Source organism: Lacticaseibacillus sp. 53-4, from assembly GCF_016861805.1.
Lineage (GTDB): Bacteria > Bacillota > Bacilli > Lactobacillales > Lactobacillaceae > Lacticaseibacillus.
On sequence record NZ_BOLT01000023.1, the window covers coordinates 21653 to 45857 of the forward strand.

Sequence of the window (24205 nt, forward strand, 5' to 3'; positions counted from 1 at the left end):
ACCGACAAGAAAATGACCTAGTCGCGGTCCATACGCAACGCGTAAGTGCGCAAACGTCCCTGCAGCGCGATTCTAAAAATAAATCGCACTGCAGGGACGCTTGTGGGTTGGGTTAAAACCGCTTGATGCTTTAGTCTCAAAAATAGCCGATAAGATTACCAGGCAATCTTGCCAGCAGCTTCTAGAAATTCGCCGTTGACATCGTTGCTTTTGGCCAGAGCCAGATCAGTTGCGGCTTTGGCGCCAGCTTCGACCGATTGAGCACCGTTGGCTTCAAAGGCCTTCTTGTTGACCAAATCAGTGGCAGTCATGCCAGGGTTGACCGAGTTGACGGTGATGTGGGTGCCGGCGAATTCCTTTGCGTAACCCATCGTTAGCGCGTTGACCGCGGTCTTGGAGGCCTGATAAGGCAGGTCATTGATCTTGGAGTAGCCGTATTTGGCATCCATCGCGCGAGTCAGTGAACTCAAGTCGGAGGTCATGTTGATCACTTTGGCCCAGTCGGCAGCTTCCAGCAACGGCACCGCGGCGCGAATCACTCGGTTCGTGCCGTAGAAATTAGTCGCGAAGCACTTTTCAATGTGCGCATCGGAAGTCTCGGAAGGTTTTTCAAACGCGGGACTGGAGATACCGGCGTTGTTCAAGAGGATATTCAGGTAACCATACTTGGCCTTGATGGTCGCCATGGTCTCGTCCACCGCTGCCTGATCCGTGATATCACAGTGACAAAGCAGTGCGGTGAGGCCGGCGTCCTGAAGCTCCTTTAGTGCCGCCGCGCCGGCGGTCATGTCATACGCCCCGATGATGATCACGTGACCCGCTTTACCAAGGTTCTTTGCGTACTGGAGGCCCAATCCGCGCTCGGCCCCGGTGATCAAACTGACAATTGGCTTATTTGCCATATGAAATACACCCCTTTTATTTATTTGTTCACTTTAATTGTAGGCGCTGTCACCAGAAGCAAAAAGCAAGATACGCAACCAAAGCTCATGATTGTCTCATTAGCCTTGTTTTCAACTGCTGCGGCGTTCAGGTTGGCGATTTGCTATACTGAGAACTGGAAACGGAGGAATCATTGATGAACTATCGCACTTTAGGTAAAACTGGGTTCAAGGTCAGCGAGGTGTCGCTTGGCACCTGGCAACTGGGCGGCAAATGGGGCGCCCCGTTCAGTCAACAGGATGCGGACGCCACGCTGGCCGAGGCCTACGCGCAAGGCGTGACCTTTTTTGACACTGCGGATGGCTATCAGGACGGCAACTCGGAGCGGGCGGTCGGCAATTTTGTCCGCACTCATCCGGACGTTCACTTCACCACAAAAATTGGGCGCAAGGAGTCGCCATTGACGATGGCCCACTTCGACAACGCGCACCTTGACCGCTACGTGGACGAGTCGCTGCAAAACATGAAGCTTGATGCGCTGGACATGGTGCTGCTGCACTGCCCGCCCATGCAGACGTATTATGACCCGGAAATGTTCTGGCACCTGGACCAGCTGAAAAAAGCTGGCAAGATTCGCAACTACGGGGTGTCGGTGGAGCGGGTGGAGGAAGGACTGAAGGCCCTGCAGTACGATATCAGCGCCGTGGAAATCATTTTTAACATGTTCCGGCTGCGGCCGGCGCAGCACTTCTTCGCCGCGGCCAAGGCGGCAAACGTCGGCATTTTGGCCCGCGTGCCACTGGCCTCGGGGCTGCTATCCGGCAAGTACACCGCGACCACGCAGTTTGCGCCGACTGATCAGCGGGCCAACAACCGCCATGGTGAGCTCTTCGACAAAGGGGAGACCTTCTCTGGGGTTGACTACCTGACAGGGGTCAAGGCCGCAAACGTGCTGAAGCAGCGGCTTGGCACGGCAGACTTAGCCGGGCTGGCCCTGCGGTACATTCTGATGTATGACGCGGTGTCTGCCGTCATTCCCGGCGCAAGCAATCCGACGCAAATCGAACGGAACACCCGGGCGTCTGCGTTGCCTGCGTTCACGCCGGGGCAGATGCAAATCGTGCGAGAGGTTTACGATGAATACATCAAGAACCCGGTCGATTATCTGTGGTAACGCAAAAGCCGCTCGGTGAGCGGCTTTTTTGTCGGTAGTGAACGGCCCGACGGACGCTATTGATTCCTATTGGTCTAAGATTGATTGTGCCAGTTACGGGAAGAAATGCTGTAATGGCGAGGATACTAGCCATAAATAACGATTCCCGTGGTTTGTGTATGAGGGGGAAAGACGGGGTACCAATCAGACGGCCTGTTTGGCAGCAATTTGGGCCAGCAGGGTGCGGGGCGCGCGTTTGTCATCTTTGATCCAATCCAGAGTCATCTGGTACAAGCCCGCGCCAACGTAGCTGTTAAAATAGCGCTTAAAGTCCGGTGCAAAGGGCACCTGAGGGACATTCTCCGCGTAGAAACGGACGGCGTAATCGCGAAAGCACTCGGCTGGCACCAGCTCGGCACCCGTTTGGATCAACGCCTCAAACAAGCCGCTGTGCGCGTCGACATACTGAAAGTACGCCTGGCAGATGAATAGCGGCCCTTTGTGCGGTAGGCGGGTCAGGAAGTCGTATAAAGGGGCGAGCTGCTCATCGACGTAATCAATCAGCACTGCTTCCTTGGACGGGTAGTGGCGATAAAACGCCATGCGCGAAACGCCGGCGCGCTCAGTTAGATCACTGATTGAAATATCGCTGAAGGCCTTGGCAACAATGAGGTCACCCATTGCTTGCCTAAGCCGTTGCTTGGTTTGTTTTTGAATCAGCTGATTCTTGGGATTTGCCATATTTGCCTCGCACTTGTCATTGATTCCCGTTGATGTGACAAGTGTAACATCATTTGACCATCGATGCTAGAATCGGGCGTGAATGATCAGTTATCGCCGGGGGACATGCGCCGCTGGTCGATGGCGGCAGCATCCAAGAACCAGTGGCGGTGCCAGTCGCCGCTGAGCGCAGTGAACGGCACCGGTGTTTTACCCTGGGCCTTGACCTGGTCCAGCAGGTAATTGCGCAGGATCCACGGATCATTGAGAGATTGCTGGGTGAGCGTGAACAGGTGGTCCAGTTTCGTTTCTGAGATGTGTAGGGCGGCTGCGACCTGGGCCTTGGTCAGACCCGTTAATTCAAAGTTAGCTTGCAGTTCGTGGCGAGTGGCCGCCATTTGTTCGGGATTTAGTGACATTTGATCGTCTCCTTTTAGTTGTAATGACATTATAAAAATTATGCGGTTGGAATGGCACCGAGTTGTGAGACGTTTCAAGCATATCGTTTCATCAAAGCCAATCCTCATTGTGCGCGAAAGGGGCGACTTTTGGTACAATGGACGTAATTCTTGCCATTATTGGCTAAATTTCTGGGGGCACAGCGGTGAAAGCAATTGAACTGATCATCAACGAGTATGCAGGAAACGCGCGCACGAAAAAGCTGATTCCAAGTCTAATTGCTGCGCTCAAAGAGCAGTACACGTTTGCCACCACGACCTACACGCACGAGGCCGGGGACGCGCGCAAGGCGATTGAGCGAATTGTCGCCGCAGTCGCGCCAGGCGCTGCCCAGCCCCAAATCGTGGTCATCGGCGGCGATGGCACGCTGCACGACGTGATCAATGGTTTGCAGGAGCTCGGGCGGCCGGACATTCCGGTGGGCTACGTGCCTAACGGGACTGGCAACGATTTTGCCCGGGCGCATGGCATTCCCTTGGAGCCACTGGCGGCAGTTGCGGCCCTCAAAACTGCGCGGCCGCACGAGGCGCGCATCGGCAAGGCCGAGACTGAGGAGTTCGGCACCCTGTATTTTCTCAACAATTTTGGCATTGGCGTTGACGCGCGTATTGTTTACGACACCAATCACTCGCGGGCTAAAGCCATGCTCAACAGCGTTCACCTGGGGCAGCTCTCGTACACTGCAAACATTTTAAAGGCGGTCACGACCCAGCACGCGTTTAAGGCGACTGTCGGCGTTCAAAAAGCCGTGGTGATCCCCAACACATTTCTTTGCGTCTTCACCAACCATCCGTTTCTGGGCGGCGGTCTGCGGCTCTTTCCGGATGCCGCGCAGGATTGGCACCAGCTCAGTTTTGTCCTGGTGCGCAAGGAGAAATGGCGTATCTTGATCCAGGTCCTGGGCAAAATTCTCAGCGGCCAGTCGGTTCACCCCAAACTGGCCCACATCAAACGCCAGCGTTTTCGCTTTGAGACTGAGGCGCACGAGCACATTCAGCTGGATGGTGAGGAATACAACGCCCCGGTTCACGGTGTGCTCAGCCAAACCGATCAAATCATGCTGCTGCCAGCAGCCCAGGCATAACCTCAAAGGCCCGCTTCCAGTTGGAGGCGGGCCTTAGCTGACGTTTTGTTAAGGCTTAGCGGTTGACGTAGTGCGTCATCCAGACGGCAAAAATCAGCGCCAAGACAAGTGATAAGGCAATCGTGATCAACCAGCCGCCCGGCGTGTGCATGAAGGGCAGCGGTACGTTTTGTCCGAAAAAGCCGGAGATGATAGTTGGTGCTGTCAGGACAATCGACCAAATGGTGAGAAACTTCATGGTGTCGTTCAGGTTGTTGTTGAGGATGTTGTTGTAGGTGGCTTCCAGCTGCGCCAAGTTCTGGCTGCCCAGGCTGGTCATGTCGACTAGCTGCCGGGCTTCGATCAGGACGTCTTCCAAGCGCTCCTTTTCCTCTGGCGTGAAGCCGTGGTAGACTGAAAGACCCTTCAGCTGTTCGAGCACGCTTTGGTTCTGCCGAGTCGCGTTGCCCAGGTAAAGCGCGTTGGTTTCTAGGTCAGACAGCTCCAGCAGGCGTTTGCGGGTGGTTTTGTCGCGCAGCGCGAGGGCAATTTGATGGCGCTCAGCGTCGGCTTTTTCCATCAGCGGCATGAAGCGCTGGGTGATCAGGTACAGGCTTTCCAGAAGAAACTGGTAGGCGCTCAGCGCGCGCGGTGTGTCGAAGCGCTGCGTGAATTCTTGAACCAGACTCGCCGCATCGGCGTGGCCGAATGTCAATAGATCGTGTCCTTTGATCACAAACGTCATCTGATGCGTTTCGGCCTGTGCGGCATCACCATCCGCGTCAGGAATGTTGAACACCAGCAGAAAGGTCTCGGCCAAACTGTCGTACTCGACGTGGGCGCGCTCGTGGCGGTCAATGGCGTAGCCGGTTTGCTCGGTTGAAAGTGTATACTGCCTAGTGGCGATCCCGACCGCCTGGGCGTCGTCCAGGTTGATATGATGCCACGTCCAACGTGCTTCTGCCATGATGTGCCTCCCAGTTTTGTTGCCCTTATCATACTGCATAACGAGCGGCGCCGTCACCGCAGGGAAAAGTCGCCCGTTTGCGAAATAAAATAGCGATAAGGGTTGGCACCGAACATATGTTTTGGTGTATACTGAAGCTACGAAAAAGAGAGGACGTATACTATGGTTAAGAAATCTGCCAATGGGCAACCGTCAATGGACAGTGGCGCCCGCGAACAGGCGCTGGATGCGGCGCTGAAAAAGATCAAGAAACAGTTTGGCGACGGCGCGGTCATGAAGATGGGCGACAAGTCCTTGACCAACGTGTCGGTCATCTCCACGGGGATCTTATCCCTGGATCTGGCGCTTGGCGTCGGCGGCTTTCCTAAGGGCCGGGTGATCGAGATTTACGGCCCTGAAAGTTCAGGGAAAACCACGATCGCGCTGCAGGCGGTCGCCAGCGTGCAGAAGAACGGCGGCACGGCGGCGTACATCGACGCTGAAAACGCGATGGATCCGAAGTACGCCGAAGCCCTTGGCGTCAACATCGACGACCTGCTGCTGTCTCAGCCGGATACCGGCGAACAGGGACTGGAAATTGCGGACGCTTTGGTTCAATCTGGGGCGGTCAACATTGTGGTCATCGATTCGGTGGCGGCTCTGGTGCCGCAGGCCGAAATCGAAGGCGAAATTGGGGATTCTCACGTGGGCCTGCAGGCGCGTATGATGTCTCAGGCGCTGCGGAAGCTGACGTCGACGATTTTTAAGACTCAGACAATTGTCATTTTCATCAATCAGCTGCGTGAAAAAATCGGCGTCATGTTTGGGAACCCCGAGACCACGCCAGGCGGCCGTGCGCTGAAGTTCTACGCGACGATTCGCTTGGAGGTCCGCCGGGCGCAACAGGTTAAGAACGGCACTGATGTTGTCGGCAACATCGTCAAGATCAAGGTCACCAAGAACAAGGTGGCACCGCCGTTCAAGACGGTTGAAACGACCATGAGTTATGGCCACGGGATTTCACCGGAAGCCGACATGCTGAACCTCGGGGTCGATCACGACATCGTGGAAAAGGCCGGGTCTTGGTATTCATACAACGGCGAGCGGATCGGGCAAGGCGCGGATAACGCGACAAACTACCTGATTGCCCATCCCGATGTGACCGAAACCCTGCGCAAACAGCTGCAAGAGACCCTGTTTGGGAATGACGACGATGATAAGGACAAAGACGCCGAACCGGCTGAGGCTGATCCGACAACCTTGGACATCGACAGTTCAGACGACAAATAAGCGTAAACAAACAGGCGCTGCGAGAAATTTCTCGCAGCGCCTTTTCCTTTACGCTCAGATCAGCCGCTTACGCAGTGAACCCGAAATGAAGTCAGTCAACGTGACCAGAATGATGATCCCGTAAAGGATGATTCCGACTCGGCTCCAGGAGCGGGTTTGAATCGCGAAAATCAGTGGGGTACCGACACCGCCGGCACCCACCATGCCCAGGATCGAAGCGGACCGGATGGCCAGCTCGAAGCGGTAAAGGGTGTTCGAAACAAATTCCGGCATTAGCTGGGGCAGGCTGGCAATCAGGGTGACTTCTAGCCGCGTGCCCCCGGCAGCCGTAACGGCTTCACCGGCGCCCCCGTCCATGTTTTCGATCGCTTCGGAGAACAGCTTGGCCAGCATGCCGACCGAGTGGAACCCGACGGCCAGGACCCCGGCGAAGGAGCCCGGGCCCACGGCCTTGATGAACATCAGGGCCAGGACGATTTCAGGAAAGGTCCGAATCGCCGTCAGGACAAACTTACCAGAGCGAGTCGTCAACCAGAATTTGTTGCGCGTGTTGGCCGCCCAGAAAGCGAAGGGCAGGGAGATGATGGCGGAGATGAACGTCCCTAAAAAGGCGATGCCTAAGGTCTGCAAGAGACTGGAGGTCAGATCTTCGCCGTCGCCGGTCCAGACGTAGCTGAAGTCTGGGTGGACCAAGCCATTGACGATTGACTTCGTGACCAGCCAGGCGTTTTGCTTGATGTCAAAGCTCGGCATGCCAGTAAATGACCAGATGACGATGGCGACTGTCAGCACCGTGAAGAAGATGTGGCGGTACCGATGGGTGAGGGGGGCTTTTGGCAGCGTACTTGCGTGACTCATAACAGCGCCTCCCTTGCTTTACCAGAGACGTAATCGATAAGCAGCACCACCGCGAAAATGACCAGAACAATCAAGCCCACGCGGTCGTAGCGGAACATGGAGAGTGCCTGCTGGAGGTAGATCCCGATCCCGCCGGCGCCCATGTACCCGAGCACGGTAGACGCACGCACGTTGATTTCAAACGCGTACAGGACGTAGCTGATGAAGTAGTTGGCAATCTGCGGCACCACCGCAAACCGGATGATTTCGATGCGGCCGGCGCCGGCGGCCCGCAGTGCTTCAAGCGGACCCGGGTCGATGGTTTCAATCGCCTCGTAGAAGAGTTTGCCGACCATCCCAAAGGTGAAGATGGCCAAGGCGAAGATCCCGGCAATCGGGCCGATTCCGACGACAGCCACGAACAGCGCCGCCAGCATCAGGTCGGGAATAGTGCGGACGATGTTCAGAATGAACCGAAAGACGCCGACCACGACTTTATTAGTGACGATATTCCGTGACACCAGCAGGGCGTAAGGAAAGGCCAGCGCGGAGCCAATGAGGGTGCCGATGATGGACATCTTCAGCGTCTGAATCATCGGATCGACGGTGTAGTAGGCGTAGCTCCAGTCAACATGGGCCATCTCCTGAAAAATCACCAGGAACTGGCTGATGTTTTGTAAGAACAGGCCCATGTGCGCCTGGGTGATCCAGGCGGACCACACGAGGCCGACCACCATGAAAATGGTCAGCGCCCATTTCTGCCATTGCAGCTTGCGCTTGGGCAAAGAGGAAGGAGCCGTCATGCTACGCCTCCTTTTCTTCGCCGCTGTAAATCTCGGCGATGGCCTCGTCCGTGGCTTCCGCGACCGGGCCGTCGAAGACCTTCTCGCCGGCGCGGATGCCGATGATGCGCGTGGCGTAAGCTTGGGCCAGTTCGACGGAGTGGAGGTTGGCGACGACGGTGATGCCCATTTCGCGGTTGATCCGCTGCAAGTCGTCCATGACGCGCTTGGTGGTTTGCGGGTCGAGGCTGGCAATCGGTTCATCAGCCAAGATGATTTGCGGCTCCTGGGTCAGGGCACGGGCGATGGAGACCCGCTGCTGCTGGCCCCCGGAAAGCTGATCGGCCCGGGTGTACACCTTGTCCTGCAGCTCAACGGTGCCCAACGCGTCATAGGCGCGCTGCTTATCTTCCGCAGAGAAGAGCCCGAAGATCATTTTCCAGGTCGGGTAGTAGCCGACGCGCCCAGTCAGAACGTTCTTGAGGACGGTCGCGCGATTGACCAAGTTGAAGTTTTGAAAAATCATCCCGATTTGGCGCCGAATGTGCAGCAGCTGCTTGCCCTTGGCCTTGGTAATGGAGGTCCCGTTGATGCGGACATCGCCTTCAGTGACGTCGTGCAGGCGGTTGATTGCGCGCATCAGCGTGCTTTTGCCTGCGCCTGAGAGGCCGACGACCACCACAAACTCGCCTGGTTGGATCGCCAAGTTGATGTCCTTCAGACCGACGACTCCGTTCGAGTAGATTTTGGACACATGGTCAAATTCGATGACCGGTTTTACTGATTCTGACATTGCTTTCCTCCACGTTTCCCGCTACGTATAGCAAAAGCGCTAGAGGGCTAGCGCTTCTGCGTGCGATGCATGACTTACTTGTTTTCGCCTTCAGCAATCTTGTCGTATTTCCGAACAATGTCAAAGTTTGAATCCTTGGTTTTGACATAGCCTTCATGCGTGTAAATGCTGGAGATAATGGCGTGCCCCTTCTTGCTCTTGGCAATGGTCATGAAGGCCTTGCTGAGCTTGTTGCGGAAGGCTTTGCTCATGTCGGTACGAACGGAAATGGTATCGTTCGGGATTGGCTTGGTGAAGTAGATTGGCAGCACTTCGGTCATGATGTTTGGCACATCCTTCTTGACGACGTTGCGGGCGTCTTCAAAGACGAAGGCCGCGTCGGTGTCGCCGTTCAGAACGGACATGACGCCTTGGTCGTGACCCTTGACGGTCACCAGGGTGTCATCCTTTGGGACATCGATGCCCTTCTGGGAAAGCTCAGCGACTGGCCAGATGTAACCTGATGAACTGGTGACGTCCTGAACCGCGATCTTCTTACCCTTCAGATCCTTATAGGACTTGATGCTGCTGCCTTTCTTAACGATGATCTCGGCGCGGTAGGAGTCGACCAGTTTGGTCGTGTTCTTGCCGCCTGGCTGCTTGATGCCGTAACGCTGGGCTTGGAGCAGAACGTCGGCAGCGCCTTGCTTGTGCGCCTGAACGTAGCCGTCAGGTGGCAAGAAGCCCACGTCGACCTGTTTCGACTTCATGGCTTCGACGATCGAATTGTAGTCAGTCGAGACAGTCACTTTAACTGGAATCCCGAGCTGCTTTTTGAGCAGGGCTTCCAGCGGCTTGGCCTTGGCCTCAATCGTGTCGGCGTTGCTTGATGGTACGAACTGGATGTTCAAGGACTTTGGTGTGTAACCGTCCTTGCTGGAACTGCTGGTGCTGGACTTGCTATTGCCGCAGGCCGCAAGGGCTAAAGTGGCAGCCGCAGCCAGCGTGACTGTTGCCAATTTTTTCCAGAGCTTCATCAATATCTCCCCCATAATGTGAGTGTCGGTTGTCCACTGGTAAAAACCGAACATTATCGACATTCGAACAAATGATTTTTCCTGTCGATGATGGCCGCTCCCTACCAGCCATTTTGTAGTATAGGCGAGAAGGTTCCCAAATTCAATGGTGTAATCTAGGTTTATCATCAAAAAGTTCGGATTTTGGGCCATTTTTTCATGATATTTTCAGAAAGCATTCCGTAACAGGAATGTTAATACTATCCGAACAATTATTTTGTAAACAACTCCTTCTGCCGGTCTTTAGCAAACAATGGTTCGATTCAGAACGGCCGAATGAAGGTCCAAAATATTGCCAGCCAGACAGAATTGCTTACTCGCGCGCCAAAAGCAGCTCACACTTAAAAACGCCCCTGCACCGCGATTTTATAACCCAATCGTGGTGCAGGGACGCTTGTGCCTTGGACTAAACCCGCTTTATGGCTCAGTTTCTAAGCAGGTTTTGGGGCGAGGACCTTGTCTGCGGCCGTGACGGTGGTGGCGATGGTCTCGTCATCCAGCGGCTGGTTGAAGTACAGGAACGAGGCCGCCATACCGCCGACCAGGGACCAGAGGTACTTGAGCACGGTGCGATTGGACCAGGCGACCAGTTCGCCGTTTTCCCGCAGCCGGTCCAGTGTCTGGTCCAAAGCCGCCCAGTAGCTATCTGGGAATTGATGCAGCAGCTGCTGACGAACCGTTTCCTGGTTGAGAAGCTCAGTGACAAACACTTTGACCAAAGGGGCGTTGTCACGCAAAATCCGCAGGCGATTGCTGATCAAGCTCTCGCAAAACTCGTGGCGGGTCTGAAACGGAGTGGCCAATTCGCGGTCGACCAAATCGGACACCGCAAAGGGGAAAATGCGCTCGGCGACGGGTTGAATGATGGCATTGAGCAGACCGTGCTTTGACCCAAAGCGGGCGAAAATATTCCCTTCGGCGACGCCGGCGCGCTTGGCGATTTCATGCGTGCTCGCGTTGGCGTAGCCTTTTTCTGCAAACACGGTGATGGCACTTTCTAAAATTTTTTGCTGCTTGGCGGTCAGGTTGCCAAAGGCCGGTGCGTAATCAGCTAAGTGAGGATCTGCCATAATTACTCCTTTCCCCGCCAGCCGGCAATGTCGTCTTGGCTAAACTGGTAGGTGAGCTTGCGGTGGTAAGCGCGCTCGTATGCCTGACACTTTTGCCGGTAGTCCTGCTTCATCATCGCAAGCGAATTTTCGCGCACCGACTTGGTCGGGTCGGGAAAAATGGAAGGCATGATCTGCATGCTGTAGCTCACCTTGTTGAAAGCCGGGCTCACCTGCTTGGCTAGCGTGTGGATGGCCACGAAGCAGGAAATCACCGGCACGTTGAAGCGGGCGGCGTAGTAGTAGGCGCCACGCTTGGGTGGCCGCGGTTTGCGGTAGTTGTACCACATCTCTTGCTCGGGGTAGATTAAGACCTTATGCTGCCGGTCGAGCACCGTGTCGAGCAAAGTGGGAAATTCATGGGCTAGGTAGTTTAAATCGCCACTGATTGGCAAAATGTCGGCATTATTGAATACGTAGCCCAGTGTGCCCGGCATTTCCAGGTTGGTGGTTTGGCTGACGATGAACAGGCGGGGCATCCCCAGCGCCTTGCGGACAATCAGATTTTCCACTGGGCTGAAGTGGTTAGAAGTCACAATGGCTGCGCCAGGGACTGCTGCCAGGTGTTCGCGGCCGGTGACCGCAATGCCATGGCCGAGCCAGCGAGCAGACAAGTTCATGCCGGTGCGCACGATCACATTGTTCACGCGGTGGCGCCACGTGTTTTGGCTCGCCAGGTAGTGGTTGATCACGGCCTTTTCGGCGTCCGGCGCCAGGGTGGGGTCGTTGACCTCGACCTTGTCATTAAAGCGGCCGTCCTGGACCGCGCGCTCGATATTTTTGATGACAGGCAGGTGCGGATCGGCCGGTTGTTTTTCGATCATATTTGCACCGCTCCTCCCTGGGCTTCAACGCTGGCAAAGGTGATGGGTTCAGCGCCGGTGGTGGCAGCCAGGTGCATCAAGTCCGCCTTATGCTTGACGTCGCCCTGGACGTGGACAGAATCGAAGGCCTTGCGGGTGGCGCGCAGGTTCGCTGCGACTTGCGGCAGCTCATCGGCGTAGTGCCAGAAATAGTCGCCGTTTGGCACTTGCTCATAGTGCCACGGCTTGTCGAACAGATTGTAGTGAATGACCTTCGGCGTTTTGACCTGCGGCTGGTCGCCCTGCACGTTCCAGCTTTCGTCCAGGTGAGTCAAACGGTCGCGCGTGATGGCGTTGATGTAGTCCTGATCGGGGGCCAAGCTGTGGAAGTGATACTGATTCAGCAGCTTGAGAAAATGCGCAGCAAACTTGACGCGCCGCATGCCGGCCAGATCCATCAGCAGCACCCCGGAGTTGCAGTACTGGTCCACGGCCACCCCAATGGCGTCGCGAGTGTATGCGGTGGTTTCCGGGTTGACTGCCATGAACGGGTCATGCACGGCGCCTAGGAGGTCGCCATGCAGGTCTTCGGCAAACAAGTCGGCGATATCAGTCAACACCACCGTGTCGGCGTCCAGATAGACAGCGCGGTCGATGGTAGGGAAAAGTTCGGCAATAAACAACCGGAAGTAAATCGTGAACGTGAAGTAGTCTGCCCGCAGCTTATTGTCTTTATCCGTGATCTGCGCCTTCAGCCGGTCGGCAATCGATTCGAAGGAGACTGCGACGTTTGCGGTTTGCTCGGCCATAATTTGCGCCTTGTGGGCCGGCGTCAGGTGCTCAGTCAGCACAGTGACGTGATACTGCTTGGCCGGATCCGTGTTTTTCACCAGCGAGTGCAAGGAGACAGTCAGCGGGTCGACGTAGTTATCATCAACAGAGTAAAAAATTGCGTAGGTCATGTAATCATCCTTTTCTTGCGGCGCGTACGCTTTGGTAATCTGCGTACACTGCCTGTGTTTGCGCGTCGGACAGCCCCAGCATCCTTTGCACGGAGTCGATCTGCCACGGCTTCACCGTTACCGGGTGGAACCAAGGCCAGAACTTCAGCCGCGTCGAGAAGTGCAAAAATACTGTATCGGCGTGGGGGCCATGCTGATCATTGAAGCGGCGTGGCACGATTTTTTTCTCTCGCGTCAGCTTATTCAGCGCGCTTTGGTCTGGCATGAACATTTTTTTCGCGCTGATTCGGTCGCGGCAGCGCGCAAACAACCCAGTTTGCTTGATTCTCGCGAGGTTCAGTAGCAAGACGCCGGAGTTAATGTAGTCGCGCAGGTGCCGGCCGTGGTGAAAATACCACTGGCCATAGTGGTCTAGCACGCCGACCAATTCGGTCTTAGCCAGCGGCTGGTTGTAAAAGGCTGTTGGGTCTTGAACGGCCAAAACGTCTGCGTCCAAATAGAGCAGCTGGTCTGGCATTGCCGGGATCAGGTCGGCGTAAAGGCGTAACATGCAGTAGGGCGTAAACCGAGTCTGCCAGTTGGCCTTTGGCGGCAGCTGGTTGAGCAGGTCCGTCAGATCAAACAAGGTGACGGTCCCGGCCGGGTCGTGGGCCGTGACCACGGCTCGCAGCTCGTTGATCGCCGCCTCGGGGAAGGGCTGATACGCGGTGCCAGACACGCTCAAGCGCGCCGTAAAGACGTATATGTGCAGCGGCACCGCGACTTGTTTGGTGAGGCTCAGCACTGACAGCAGCACACCGTCTTGCACATGCGCGTCGCCGCAATAGAGAATATTCATGGCGTTCGCCTCCGGTAGATGACATGCTGGAAGGTGCTGGCTTTGGCGCGCTCGGTCATTGCGGCGTGGACGCGCTGCGCCAGCGCTTCGCGTTGCGCCTTTGGCGGCTGCGAGCGGTCGGGCATAAACGGGCCGTCGACGTAGACGGTCACGCCGCGCTTTTGATAAGTCGTAGTGAAGGCAAACACCGGCACCTGGTACGCCACCGGGTAGTGGAAGGCGCCACGCACAAAGGGCCGAATCCCGGTATAATACGGCCAGACATGGGCCTCCGGGTAAATCGCCACCGGGCAGCCTTGATTGATCAAGGTGCGCAGGTAGCTGAGAAAGCGCCGGGTCTGCCCGGTAGTTTCGGGTAGGACGACGCCACCCCCCAGCTGCAGGATGGGGCCAAAGACTGGCACCCCGAGGTTGGCCGCCGAAGCGAGTGTGTAAGCGCGCGTATGTCCTGCCAGCAGCATTGGCATGAAGGGATCGCCGAACGGCTGCGTGTGGTTCCCGTAAAGGAAGTAGCCTTGGTCTCGGAACGGCGCAAGCTTGTTTCGGCCGACCACCTTGGCGTGCAGAAACAGGTGCCAGTACAAGCTGCCAAGGGGCTTCATGGTGTGGTACACGGCCGCGCTTTTCAGTCGATACCGGCGACCTTCATGTTGCCACTGATAGTCTTGCGGCAGTTGCGCAGTTTGGTCCGCGCTTTCTACTAGGTCTGCCGCAAAATCGGTGTATTCCTGGATGCGCTGCGTCATCCTGCCGCCTCCTTTGAGTGAGTACTCACTTTAATACGCTCAGTATAATGAAAAACGCCCGGTAGTCAAGTGAAAACGCCTGCTAAATGGCCACGCGCGCCCGTCTAGTCGGCATTTTTCGGTTTTCACAAGAATTCCCGTCGCGTGAATGTGAGGAATTTTTGGCACGGCGGTGAGCATTAGCCTAAAATTGAAGGCAGAAGCAGGAAGGAGCACAGGTAAATGACCTCATGGGTATTCACGGATATGGATGGGACGCTGCTTGATGAGACAGGCCGCGTGCGCGCAAGCAATGCCGAGAAAATCAAAGCAAGCGGGCTGCCGCTAACCCTAGTTTCGGCGCGCTCACCAAAAGAAATGCAGGAGGCAATCACCGCACTGGACCTGCAGGGGCCGCAAATTGCCTACAATGGCGGCATGATTTTCGTGCCGCACAAAACTGGGCGCATGGTGTTGTCAGCGCTGCCGATGCCGACTGAGTCTGCCAAACAAATCATTGGTGAGATCATTGCGCGCTTTCCCAGCACCTCGGTCAGCTACTACGACGGCGCAGACTGGTACGCTGAACGGATGGATGATAACCTGCGCGGCGAAATTGCGGTTTCGCGGCTGATGCCGACTTTTCAGCCTTACCAAGAAGTGTTTGAACGCCCGCGCCAAATCATGAAAATCATGCTGATCGACTTCGACGCTGGGGTGATGGCGCAGATCCACGACTTTTTCGCCGCTCATGAGTTTCATGGGGTGAACGCGCGCTCCTCGAATGCGGCGTGGCTTGAGATCACCTCCGCCGAGGCGGAAAAGTCACGCGGGATCCAGCATGTCTTGGACCAGGAACATATAGAAGCGCGAGACACTGCGGCCTTTGGCGACGGGCAAAACGACCTGCCCATGCTCACCATGGTGGGCACGCCAATCGTGATGGCAAACGCCGCGCCGGCGATCAAGCAAGTCGCCAAGTACATCACCAAAAGCAACCTCGAAGACGGGGTGGGATACGGGATGCTTCATTACCTGAAGCCATCAAAATAGCGGCTGAGCCATCAAGCGGTTTTAGCCCAAGCGCACAAGCGCCCCTGCACCGCGATTTTGAAAAATAAATCGCGGTGCAGGGGCGTTGTGTTATGGAACAGGACTAGCCAATTTTGGCTTGCTCTCTTTTGGTGCGATCATTTTTTGGCTGGTTTTTTGGCCGCTGCGACCAACGCATCGTTGATGGTTTGGGCGAACAGCACATTGCCGTCTTGATGGCCGCCGAAGTGCACGCCGTCAGTCCCCTTGAAGACTTCGGGGTGCGCTGCCGCGGCAGCCGCCCAGTCAGCCAGGGTGACCCAGTGATGCGTCGCCGGCAGCGCGTGCTCTAAGCCTGTCAGCTTGCTTGAGTTCCAGTCTGGCTGCGCCTTGCCGTTAAACGGCGTGACGAGCACCAGCTTGTGCCCGGGGGCGATGGTGTCCAGCAGCTGCTGCAAGACGGCGGCGTAATCGTCAAGGGAGTTCGTGCCGCACGCCACCACCACGAATTCGCGCAACGTGCCAGCGGCTTGCTGCTGCTTAACGAGCGTCACTGCCTGATTCATGGTGCGGTCGCCCTCCGCGTCTACGACCGCGTTGGCCACATGGGCGGTAAGGTAACTGGCGGTGCCGAGCGTGACGGAATCGCCAATGACCGACACGCCGGCGGGGATGTTGTGCTCGGCCGCCGTGCTTTGGCGGTTTTGCGCTTGGTAGCCATGCGGGTCAGTTTTGGCGGCTTGGGCGGCCGCCTGTTTCGCCTGGGCGATGCGATTAGCTGCCGCAGTTTGCTTTGGCGAATGAGCCGCCACGATTTCCGGCGCAATGCGGTCATATTGTGCCAGATCCTGCTGAACGCCTTCTGTCCAAAGCGTGGTTTCAAGTTGTGAGAGCGCGGGCGCCGCCTGGACCTGGCGCACCGAGACGGCGGCCAGGACGGCTGCGATCAGCGCCACACCAGTCCCCAGTAGTTTGGGATGGCTGATTTTCAGCTTGCCGGCGATCAGCGGTTCCACGAGGTAAACGGACAAGGCGGCAAAGGCGACGCTTAATACCAGCGTGGCGGCGATGGCCAGGGCCGGATCAAGCAGCCGGCTGAAGATGACAAAAAATGGCCAGTGATACAGGTAGATGCCGTAAGAGAGCCCGGCTAAGGCGACAGCGAATTTGGGCTCCTCAGTATTCGGTGTGGCTTCGTGAAGCAGGCGGGCCGCAATGATCATGACCATTGCCAGCCCAGTTGCAGCCACCAGCCCTGCGGGATAGGTGAACGCCGCATCGAAGCGGACCCAGGTGCCCAGCCAGACCGTTGTCCCCGCCGCTAGAATCAGGACCAGGATCGGCAGCCAGGCCTGGGTGCGGCTGGCCGCGCGGCGGAACCACTTTGGCACGACCGCCACGCCGGTCAAAGTGGCCAGCAAGGCGCCGAAGAACAGCGGAAAGGCATGCGTGAGACTTGAAAAGTAAACCGGTGTGAAGTCCTTCAGGCCTTGGCTCTGCCGCCACATCAGCGCCAAAGAGCCGGCTGAAAGCAGCAGCGCCAGGCCGAACAGGATGCCCCGAAACCGCGCCCGCCGCTCGTGCATGGGCACCTCAGGATTTTTCAGCAGTTGGCTGACCCCCCAGACCACGAGCCCCCACACCAGGTAGAACTGCATCTCGACCCCGAGAAACCAGGTGTGCACAAACAGGTGCGGGATGAAATTGGTCTCGTATGAGCCGCCGGTCGCCAGTTCGTACCAATTCGTGACGAACCCAAGCGCGGCTTCGACCTGCCTGCCCAGTCCGGTGATGACGTCAGGCGAAACCAACAGGGTGAATGGCACGACAATCAGGATCATCATGATGACGGCGGGAACGATGCGATAGAACCGCCGCCGCAAAAAGCCCAGCAAGTCAAAGCGCTGCGTCTTCGAGAACTCATCGATCATCAAACTGGTGATCAGAAAGCCCGAAAAGACAAAAAATAGGTCGACCCCGATGAAGCCGCCAGGATAGGCCACCTTGAAAAAGTGATAACCGAGGATCATCAACAGGCCCAGTATCCGGATCAGCCCGAACCACTTAATGTGTTGATGCTGCATGGTATTGGCCATTTTTGAAGTACCCCCGCATTTTTTTGCCTTGCTTGTTGGTCAGTGTGCCTTGGCCGGTTACGGCGCCGTTTTTAAAGTGGCCCTGATACTGCCAGCCCGCATGTGACGAAAAGGTGCCGGCGCCATTGAACCGACCGGCCTGAAATTCGCCGACATACCGGTCGCCGTTTCGCTGCTTCAGCGTGCCGCGGCCACTGAATTTGCCTTTGAGCATCTGCCCATCATAGACGATTTGGCCACCGTCAAGCGTGTAATGCGTCGCCGTTGGCTGCGCCGGCCGCAGGGCCAACACCGCCGCCAAGACGATCAGCGCGGCGACCAGGATTTCCATGCCAAATCTGAACCGATGAGTAACCACAATGCCCCTTCTTTCTGAAAACATACTTAATAATCATACTGTAAAATCCGAATGAAACAAGGCTCTCGAAGGGATTTCTCATTGATTGACAGAATCTACTCCTAGAAGGGGGCAATTCAAATGACCGTCCGAATCGGCAGTCTCGGCCTGATATTGGCCATTTTTGGGGTGTTGCTGTTGGGTGTGCCAATCATTGGCTGGACGTGTTACGCCTTGGGGCTTGGGTTCAGCTGTTGGGGGGTGTTTCGTGCGTAGCCGCGATTAGCCTGGTGGGGCGTCGCAGTTTCAGCGGTGAGTGTGATCTTGCGGCTGACCTTGGCGATTTTTATTGTGGGGTAAACAAGCAAAGCCGGTATGGCGCCAAAGCTCTGCGGCGTCGTACCGGCTTTGCTAAATTGAGGGTGGAGTTACGCAGGCAGGTGCTTGAAGGCCGCAGAAATCTGTTTGACCTCGTCGACACTGAGCGTGACGTTTAAGGCCGCAGCGTTTTGGGCCGCCTGCTCCGGGGTGCGCGCGCCGGGGATGACCACTGCGATGGCGGGATCTTGAATGTACCAGGCCAGCACGACTTGCGCAGGCGTGGCCTGATGCGCTGCGGCAATTGGCTTGATTGTTTCGACCAAAGCGGTTGTGATCGCGGCAAAGCGTTCGCCTTGGAAATTGGCCCGTTTGGCCTGCCAGCTGCCAGGCTCAAAGGTCTGATTCGCCTGATATTTGCCGGTCAACAGGCCAGAGGCCAGCGGGAAGTAGGGCACGAAGCTGATTTTTTGCTGCTGCAGGTATGGCATCAGGGTCTGCGCCGCCTGCCGGTCGATCAGGTTGTAGGCGTCTTCCACGATGTCTACGTAGCCGTCCTGGTTAGCCTCTTTGAGCTGGTCCAGGCTGAAGTTTGAGACGCCAATGGCCCGAATTTTGCCGGCCTCCTTGAGTTTTTCAAGGGCGCCGACCGCTTCGTACTTGGGCGTGTCCTGGTCAGGAAAGTGGATATAAAAGATGTCAATGTAATCCGTCCCGAGGCGCTGCAGGGCATTATCGACCTGCTGCGTCAAAAAGGCGGGGCGGTTGTTTGGCCGCAGCTCCTGGTCCGGATCTTGCGCGGCCTTGGTCGCGATCACAATCTGATGGCGGTCATAGTCGGCAATGGCCTGGCCGATCAGGTATTCAGAGTTGCCCAGCCCATACATGAAAGCCGTGTCCAGCATACTGATGCCGTGATCGAGTGCAGCCTTGACAGTTTGAACGCCGGTTTGATCGTCCAGCCCTGGAAACAGGTTGTGGCCGCCAATTTTATTTGTGCCCAGGCCGAGCGGTCCGGAGACCACGTCGCTGTGGCCGATTTTAATTGATGTTGTCAAATTCTCACCTCTTGTTTAATGTACCACGACTGCGCCGGGGCTCGCCGATCAGCGAAAAATCAGCGAGTTGGTGCCGGTCACGTTCAGCACGTACAAGAACAGCACGACCGCGTTGACAATCAGCGACAGCACGATGGCCGCGTAGCGAATGGTGAAGTTATGGGCCCAGGTTTGGAAGTTGAACCAGCCAAATCTTTTGCCTTTGTACGTGAAAGTCATGATCAGCAAAGCCAAGGTGATCACCCCTTGGGCAATTACTCCAAAAACGTATAAACTGGCGGCTTGAGTTTGCAGCCAGTAGGTGCCAAACGCCGCCGCGTCCAGCAACAGTGCAATTACAGACATCGCTTTTCTCCTTTGTGCGCCGAAGCGAATTTACACTGATGTTAGCACAGGCTCAACGCTGCGGAAAGGGGATCAGATCAGCGTGCCGGATATCGGCAATGCTGACCTGAATGCTGCCAATGCCGACTTCGTCCCAGTCGGTATAGCCGGCGACCTTGCCCCCAAGCGGAGCCGCCAGGCGGCCTTCCGGGGTGAGGTGTTTCAGCTGAACCACGACACTTTGACCGCTGGCAAAAGCGGCCGCCAGTACGCTGCGGACTTGCGTTTCGCTTTGCAGCGGCAGTGCCACCTGATCTTGCAAGGCGGCTTCGGCTTGCGCCTGCTTTTTGAGGGCCGCCGTGTGGTCGGACAAGTAATAGCCCTGCCATTTTTTCATACCGCGGTCGTGGTAATGATGAGCAAAAAAGTCGGCGACCAGCCGCGTGAAGGCGGCTTGGCCGATTTGGTCGGCGTAGGTCATACGAGGATGCTCCCTTCAAGTGGATTTATGCTCATTATACGAACAAGCGTTTGCATGTGCAACCAGCAGCCCCTCATTTCTTTGTAACATATCAACGGGCCGGAAACGCCGCTTAATCAAAGCTTAACTATTTTTATGACGAATATGTTACAAACACATTGCAAAAGTGGTTATACTATAAATATAGAAATGAGTGGGGAGTGATCGTGATGAAGAAATGGCTTTTGATCAGTGCACTGACGTTGGGTTTGATCGGCGGCGGGGCAGGAATGGCGTACAGCCAAACCGATGAAGCAAGCACGACGCCAAGTGTTCAGACGCCGGCCGTCACGAAGTCCCGGGCAAAGATCAGCGTTAACGCCAGCAAACAGGCTAAAGCACCGGCTGCACCGACGCGCCAGCAGGCCGCTTCGGTCAAGCCGGCACCCCAAACCGCGTCAGAGACTAAGCCGACTGCGGCGGCAGCTAACGCTTCTAGCGCCGCGGCTAAACCGGCCGCCCAATCGCCTAGCCAGCAAGCAACCGGGCTTGCGGCATATTACGGGACTTGGCACAATGCCGCGGTCACTTTGACGCTGTCAGGCAGTACCATGATCGTTGCCCAAAGCGGCCAGTCGAGCATCACGACCACTTACCACGCCGTCCCAAGCGGCGCGGGCTATCTATTCACCCCGACCGACGTTGAAGCTGATTCACTGCTGCTGGTGCTGAGCCATGGCCAGCTGCAGTGGGTCACAGGCGCCAGCGCACCACTGATTCTGGTGCGCTAAACGAAAAAGCTCCCAGGGCCAGCGGCGCACAATGCGCCGCGGTCCTGGGAGCTTTTTTGCGTCTTCAGAGTGAGTTGTCTAGGCCCAGGTGATAGCTGAAGAAGGCCATCGTCCCGGGAAGGGCGAACTGGGTGTAGTCGCGCGCGTGGCCGGAGCCGGGCACCACGTGGACCGCGATATCGCGCTTGAAAGCGGCCGCCTGTTCAAGAAAACGAAAGACGCCAGGTAAGGGGACCAGTTCATCAGTGGAGTTGTACATCAGGGTAGGCCCAAGTTTTTCACTTAGGTGATTCAGCGGGTTGACTGCGGTGAGCCGCGCCGGAGTCAGATCACCCAGGTAGTTTTGCACGAAGAATTTATAGAAGCTTTCGTGCACCGCGTGCGGTTCGGTGAGGCCAAGCTCTTGTTTGGCGTCGGCTGAGGCCTTCACCGTTTGATGCTGCTGGACCCAGTTGGCAAAGTCGACCACCGCCGACCAGGTGACGACAGGCTGGCCGCCCAGAATGCTTTCGCTGATGGCCATCGTGCCGCCCACGCTGGCGCCCAACAGCCCGACCTTGGCCCGGTCGAACTCAAAGCCGCTGGCGGCAAACCAGGCGAGAAAGGCGTGCAGGTCGTCTTGCGCAGCCGGGAACAGGTGGGCCGGAGCCAAGCGATAATTGATCAGTGCCGCCGTGTAGCCGGCGTTGGCAAAGAGTTGGCCAATTTCCTGGTCGCGCGTTTTATCACCGCGGAACCAGCCGCCGCCGTGGATGAACACTATGGCGGCGCCGTTGGGCTGGTCGGGAACGTAGATATCAGCCTTTTGTGCGGGGTCAGTGCCATAAGCAAGATCAGTTTCAATCATCGTGTCTCCTCCTAAAAAGTGTCTACCTCCAGCTTAGTCCTCTCAAAGCAAAGATAGCAAGCGCTCCCAGGAAGGGACCCGTGTTCAAGCCCAGCAAAGTTCGCTATAATTCGAGGCGGAGGACAATCATATGAATTTTTCGTTTCAGTACTCAGCCGAGCGCGCGACCACGGTTAAGCGAGTGCTCATGCGTCAGGGCGTGAGCCATCGGCTGCTCACCAAGCTTTTTGCCGCAAACGCCGTGTTTTTAAACGGCGAGCCCACCGAGAATCAGCCAGTGATTCACGGGGATAAGGTGCGTTTCGAGCTGCCGCCGTCAGCGGCCGTCACCATCAGCGACGGCGCGCTCACCATCGTTCAGGAGCTGGATGACTGGCTAATTGTCAACAAGCCGGTGGGCCTGGCAAGCGTGCCGGGACCCAGCAGCCCCGATGACAGCCTGCTCAATCGGGCGGCCGGGTACCTGGCGGCCGCTGGCATCGATGGCCCGCAGCCCGCGATTATGACGCGATTGGACCGCGACACCAGCGGTTTGGTGCTCATCGCCAAGCATATTTTTGCCCAGGGCAAGCTGGATCAGGCCGGTGATAGCGGCTTGACGAAACAGTACCAGGCAGTCGTGAGTGGCACGATTGACCCGGCGGTGGGGACAATCACGCTGCCGCTGGCCAAAGCGGCCGACGGCATTCACCGTGAAGTGGCTGAAGGCGGCCAAGTGGCGATCACGGACTACGCAGTCGCGGCCACCCATGATGGCCTGAGTCTGGTGAACATTGTGCTGCAAACCGGGCGGACGCATCAGATCCGGGCGCATTTCGCCGCGATTGGGCACCCCTTGGTTGGTGATCCCTTGTACGGGGAGACCACCTCAGCTTATGGGCACCAGTTGCTGCAGGCCAGTGGGTTGACCTTCACTGACCCATTCACTGGGTTGACTCACAGCTACCATCTGGCAGCGCCGGCGGATTGGCCAGCGTTTTTACAGGCATAAAAAAACCGCCTCCGAGGAGACGGTGGTAGTCGCTAGGCCTAAGCGACGAGCCGAATTACTTTTTAACTTCAGTAAACTCAACACGGCGGCGCAGCTTTGGAGAATACTTCTTCAAAGTCAAACGATCCGGTGTGTTGCGCTTGTTCTTGGAAGTCAAATAGATCCGTTCGCCAGTTTCGGCGCAAGCAAGAAGAATGTGATCACGCATGCTCAAGCACCTCTTTCTATATATGAACCTTAATAGCATACCGGAATGAGCAAAAAAGTCAAGGGAGGCGAGCAGATGGAGTTGAAGGGGAAACGCGTTTCGATCCGGCCGATGCAACCCAGCGATGCCGCGGCCTACTTGGCACTGACGCAGGACCCGGCCGTGGCGGTGCCGGCGGGGATGAGCGAGCTGGCGGACTTGCATGCCGCCGAGCAGCATCTGGCCAGTACCCGCGACACCGAATTTGCCGTGACCCGAGATGGCCAGTTGATCGGTGAGGTGGGCGTTTACCCCCGCACCCAAGATCCGGATGATCCGGCCTGGACCACGCGCGAGCTGGGGTACGCGTTGAACCAGCGCGACTGGGGGCAAGGACTGATGAAAGAAGCCTTGACGTTGGTGCTGGACGAGTTGTTTGCGCGAGACATCACCGCGGTGTGGGCCGGGGTTTATCCGGACAACCGGCGCTCCATTGCCCTGCTGGCTCATTTGGGGTTTGAGTACCGCTTCACGGCGGCCCTGCCGGCCGGGTTGGCCCAGGGCGGCAGCGCGGAAGCGTACTTTGAGCGCGTCAATGAAAATTATTTCACCGATTAGTTTACATGATGTAAAGACGGCTTTTCATTTCACTCAACAAAAGAAATGTCATGGTCAGCGCAAGGTAATGGTATAATGAAACTGAAAAAATAAACTGGAGGTTTCATAATGAGCACCCAAGCTGATTACGATGATATATACGCCAAGCGCCTTGCCGCGATTGAAAAGGATGAGGCCCTGACCATCCTGTCAAGCATGAACCAGCCGCAGGTCGCCGGAGAAAAGGCCTCGCAGTATATTGTCTATACGGATTACCAAGCCAACTCACGTAAGAGCAGCTTCACAATCAGTGTCTACACGCCCTTCGAAAATGTCGATAAGTATGGTCACTCCAAGGCTGATTATCAAGCCCAGCTGCTTTTTGATCTGAACGCTTGGCAGAAGACCATGCACATCACCGTCCTTGAGACCTTGGGCTCAGAAAGCCGGTTGGCGTTCTATGACTTCCAAAACATGGGGCTGGCGCAGCTCGCGCTGAAGGCGTTTCTCAATCTCGCAAACAAGGCGGACGTCGACACCATCGATGGCAACATTTCGAGCTTTGACAAGGAAAACTTTGAAAAGCTGGATCACATTTTCCGCAAGTTTGGGTTTACTGTCAACGTGGCAGATGCCGCTCAGGGCATTGCCAAGATTGAAAAAAGTCTGAAATAAGGGCTCTTCGTCAAGTGAAGTTGAACATAATTTATGAGAGTATCTAGACCTTAATTGGTCTAGGTACTCTTTTTT

Annotated in this window: 28 protein-coding genes; 8 read left to right on the forward strand and 20 right to left on the reverse strand. The window is 56.4% G+C overall.

Annotated elements, in window-relative coordinates; translation table 11 throughout:
* Positions 1-155: 155 nt before the first annotated feature.
* Positions 156-902 carry an SDR family NAD(P)-dependent oxidoreductase gene (locus tag JUF21_RS08935; protein ID WP_125757478.1) on the reverse strand — a complete coding sequence of 249 codons (747 nt, stop codon included), beginning with the start codon at positions 900-902 and terminating at the stop codon, positions 156-158.
* 176 nt (positions 903-1078) lie between these two features.
* Between JUF21_RS08935 and JUF21_RS08940 the strand changes: the two genes are divergently transcribed.
* Complete coding sequence (locus JUF21_RS08940) at positions 1079-2056, forward strand: aldo/keto reductase (protein WP_203664048.1); 978 nt, start codon at positions 1079-1081, stop codon at positions 2054-2056.
* Positions 2057-2239: 183 nt separating this feature from the next.
* Here JUF21_RS08940 and JUF21_RS08945 read toward each other — a convergent pair whose 3' ends face one another.
* Both JUF21_RS08945 and JUF21_RS08950 read right to left on the reverse strand, forming a co-directional pair.
* Entirely contained in the window at positions 2240-2776 is a 537-nt protein-coding gene (locus JUF21_RS08945; RefSeq protein ID WP_203623854.1) for a TetR/AcrR family transcriptional regulator, read from the reverse strand.
* Positions 2777-2862: 86 nt separating this feature from the next.
* The gene (locus JUF21_RS08950; protein WP_203623853.1) at positions 2863-3174 is read right to left on the reverse strand and encodes a DUF2316 family protein; all 312 of its coding nucleotides are present in this window, start codon (positions 3172-3174) and stop codon (positions 2863-2865) included.
* A gap of 185 nt (positions 3175-3359) precedes the next feature.
* Here JUF21_RS08950 and JUF21_RS08955 point away from each other — a divergent pair, with 185 nt between their 5' ends.
* The gene (locus tag JUF21_RS08955; RefSeq protein ID WP_203664056.1) at positions 3360-4298 is read left to right on the forward strand and encodes a diacylglycerol kinase family protein; all 939 of its coding nucleotides are present in this window, start codon (positions 3360-3362) and stop codon (positions 4296-4298) included.
* A 55-nt stretch (positions 4299-4353) separates the two neighbouring features.
* On the opposite strand, the gene JUF21_RS08960 is transcribed toward JUF21_RS08955, so the two are convergent.
* Positions 4354-5244 (reverse strand): magnesium transporter CorA family protein, encoded by an 891-nt coding sequence (locus tag JUF21_RS08960; protein WP_203623851.1) that lies wholly within the window; start codon positions 5242-5244, stop codon positions 4354-4356.
* Between the two features lie 195 nt (positions 5245-5439).
* Here JUF21_RS08960 and recA point away from each other — a divergent pair, with 195 nt between their 5' ends.
* Positions 5440-6513, forward strand: a complete 1074-nt coding sequence (gene recA / locus JUF21_RS08965; protein WP_125757484.1) for a recombinase RecA — start codon at positions 5440-5442, stop codon at positions 6511-6513.
* A gap of 54 nt (positions 6514-6567) precedes the next feature.
* Here recA and phnE (JUF21_RS08970) read toward each other — a convergent pair whose 3' ends face one another.
* The 9 genes from phnE (JUF21_RS08970) to JUF21_RS09010 all read right to left on the reverse strand — a co-directional run bounded on the left by phnE (JUF21_RS08970) (position 6568) and on the right by JUF21_RS09010 (position 14438).
* Complete coding sequence (gene phnE, locus JUF21_RS08970; protein WP_125757465.1) at positions 6568-7371, reverse strand: phosphonate ABC transporter, permease protein PhnE; 804 nt, start codon at positions 7369-7371, stop codon at positions 6568-6570.
* A complete protein-coding gene (gene phnE, locus JUF21_RS08975; protein WP_203664058.1) occupies positions 7368-8153 on the reverse strand; it encodes a phosphonate ABC transporter, permease protein PhnE in 786 nt (261 codons plus the stop codon). The genes phnE (JUF21_RS08970) and phnE (JUF21_RS08975) overlap by 4 nt, the downstream gene beginning before the upstream one ends.
* Position 8154: 1 nt before the next feature.
* Positions 8155-8925: a phosphonate ABC transporter ATP-binding protein gene (gene phnC / locus JUF21_RS08980; RefSeq protein ID WP_125757461.1), complete on the reverse strand. Its 771-nt coding sequence runs from the start codon at positions 8923-8925 to the stop codon at positions 8155-8157.
* Between the two features lie 74 nt (positions 8926-8999).
* Positions 9000-9941, reverse strand: coding sequence for a phosphate/phosphite/phosphonate ABC transporter substrate-binding protein (locus JUF21_RS08985; protein WP_125757459.1), 942 nt, complete (start codon positions 9939-9941; stop codon positions 9000-9002).
* Between the two features lie 470 nt (positions 9942-10411).
* The gene (locus tag JUF21_RS08990) at positions 10412-11050 is read right to left on the reverse strand and encodes a TetR/AcrR family transcriptional regulator (protein ID WP_203664060.1); all 639 of its coding nucleotides are present in this window, start codon (positions 11048-11050) and stop codon (positions 10412-10414) included.
* Positions 11051-11052: 2 nt separating this feature from the next.
* The gene (locus JUF21_RS08995; RefSeq protein WP_125757455.1) at positions 11053-11913 is read right to left on the reverse strand and encodes a 1-acyl-sn-glycerol-3-phosphate acyltransferase; all 861 of its coding nucleotides are present in this window, start codon (positions 11911-11913) and stop codon (positions 11053-11055) included.
* Complete coding sequence (locus JUF21_RS09000) at positions 11910-12854, reverse strand: glycosyltransferase family 8 protein (RefSeq protein ID WP_125757453.1); 945 nt, start codon at positions 12852-12854, stop codon at positions 11910-11912. Before JUF21_RS09000 ends, JUF21_RS08995 begins: the two co-directional genes overlap by 4 nt.
* A gap of 4 nt (positions 12855-12858) precedes the next feature.
* Positions 12859-13692, reverse strand: a complete 834-nt coding sequence (locus JUF21_RS09005; RefSeq protein ID WP_203623848.1) for a glycosyltransferase — start codon at positions 13690-13692, stop codon at positions 12859-12861.
* Positions 13689-14438, reverse strand: a complete 750-nt coding sequence (locus tag JUF21_RS09010; RefSeq protein WP_125757449.1) for a 1-acyl-sn-glycerol-3-phosphate acyltransferase — start codon at positions 14436-14438, stop codon at positions 13689-13691. The genes JUF21_RS09005 and JUF21_RS09010 overlap by 4 nt, the downstream gene beginning before the upstream one ends.
* Positions 14439-14660: 222 nt before the next feature.
* On the opposite strand from JUF21_RS09010, the gene JUF21_RS09015 reads away from it, so the two are divergent.
* Complete coding sequence (locus JUF21_RS09015) at positions 14661-15470, forward strand: Cof-type HAD-IIB family hydrolase (RefSeq protein ID WP_203664062.1); 810 nt, start codon at positions 14661-14663, stop codon at positions 15468-15470.
* Between the two features lie 137 nt (positions 15471-15607).
* Here the strand turns inward: JUF21_RS09015 and JUF21_RS09020 are convergent, their stop codons facing one another.
* The 5 genes from JUF21_RS09020 to JUF21_RS09040 all read right to left on the reverse strand — a co-directional run bounded on the left by JUF21_RS09020 (position 15608) and on the right by JUF21_RS09040 (position 20063).
* Positions 15608-17545 (reverse strand): acyltransferase family protein, encoded by a 1938-nt coding sequence (locus JUF21_RS09020; RefSeq protein ID WP_239061441.1) that lies wholly within the window; start codon positions 17543-17545, stop codon positions 15608-15610.
* Positions 17514-17903 carry a hypothetical protein gene (locus tag JUF21_RS09025; protein WP_239061360.1) on the reverse strand — a complete coding sequence of 130 codons (390 nt, stop codon included), beginning with the start codon at positions 17901-17903 and terminating at the stop codon, positions 17514-17516. Before JUF21_RS09025 ends, JUF21_RS09020 begins: the two co-directional genes overlap by 32 nt.
* A 407-nt stretch (positions 17904-18310) precedes the next feature.
* Positions 18311-19258 (reverse strand): aldo/keto reductase, encoded by a 948-nt coding sequence (locus JUF21_RS09030; protein ID WP_203623846.1) that lies wholly within the window; start codon positions 19256-19258, stop codon positions 18311-18313.
* Between the two features lie 48 nt (positions 19259-19306).
* Positions 19307-19603 carry a hypothetical protein gene (locus JUF21_RS09035; protein ID WP_203623845.1) on the reverse strand — a complete coding sequence of 99 codons (297 nt, stop codon included), beginning with the start codon at positions 19601-19603 and terminating at the stop codon, positions 19307-19309.
* 52 nt (positions 19604-19655) lie between these two features.
* Complete coding sequence (locus JUF21_RS09040; RefSeq protein WP_203623844.1) at positions 19656-20063, reverse strand: phage infection protein; 408 nt, start codon at positions 20061-20063, stop codon at positions 19656-19658.
* A 209-nt stretch (positions 20064-20272) separates the two neighbouring features.
* Between JUF21_RS09040 and JUF21_RS09045 the strand changes: the two genes are divergently transcribed.
* Entirely contained in the window at positions 20273-20833 is a 561-nt protein-coding gene (locus tag JUF21_RS09045; protein WP_203623843.1) for a hypothetical protein, read from the forward strand.
* Between the two features lie 64 nt (positions 20834-20897).
* Here the strand turns inward: JUF21_RS09045 and JUF21_RS09050 are convergent, their stop codons facing one another.
* A complete protein-coding gene (locus tag JUF21_RS09050) occupies positions 20898-21680 on the reverse strand; it encodes an alpha/beta hydrolase (protein ID WP_203623842.1) in 783 nt (260 codons plus the stop codon).
* Between the two features lie 130 nt (positions 21681-21810).
* On the opposite strand from JUF21_RS09050, the gene JUF21_RS09055 reads away from it, so the two are divergent.
* Complete coding sequence (locus tag JUF21_RS09055) at positions 21811-22671, forward strand: RluA family pseudouridine synthase (protein WP_203664063.1); 861 nt, start codon at positions 21811-21813, stop codon at positions 22669-22671.
* 55 nt (positions 22672-22726) lie between these two features.
* Here JUF21_RS09055 and rpmG read toward each other — a convergent pair whose 3' ends face one another.
* A complete protein-coding gene (gene rpmG / locus JUF21_RS09060) occupies positions 22727-22879 on the reverse strand; it encodes a 50S ribosomal protein L33 (RefSeq protein WP_054664841.1) in 153 nt (50 codons plus the stop codon).
* A 75-nt stretch (positions 22880-22954) separates the two neighbouring features.
* Here rpmG and JUF21_RS09065 point away from each other — a divergent pair, with 75 nt between their 5' ends.
* Entirely contained in the window at positions 22955-23476 is a 522-nt protein-coding gene (locus JUF21_RS09065; RefSeq protein ID WP_203623840.1) for a GNAT family N-acetyltransferase, read from the forward strand.
* Positions 23477-23584: 108 nt separating this feature from the next.
* Entirely contained in the window at positions 23585-24130 is a 546-nt protein-coding gene (locus tag JUF21_RS09070) for a hypothetical protein (RefSeq protein ID WP_203623839.1), read from the forward strand.
* The last annotated feature ends 75 nt before the right edge of the window (positions 24131-24205 follow it).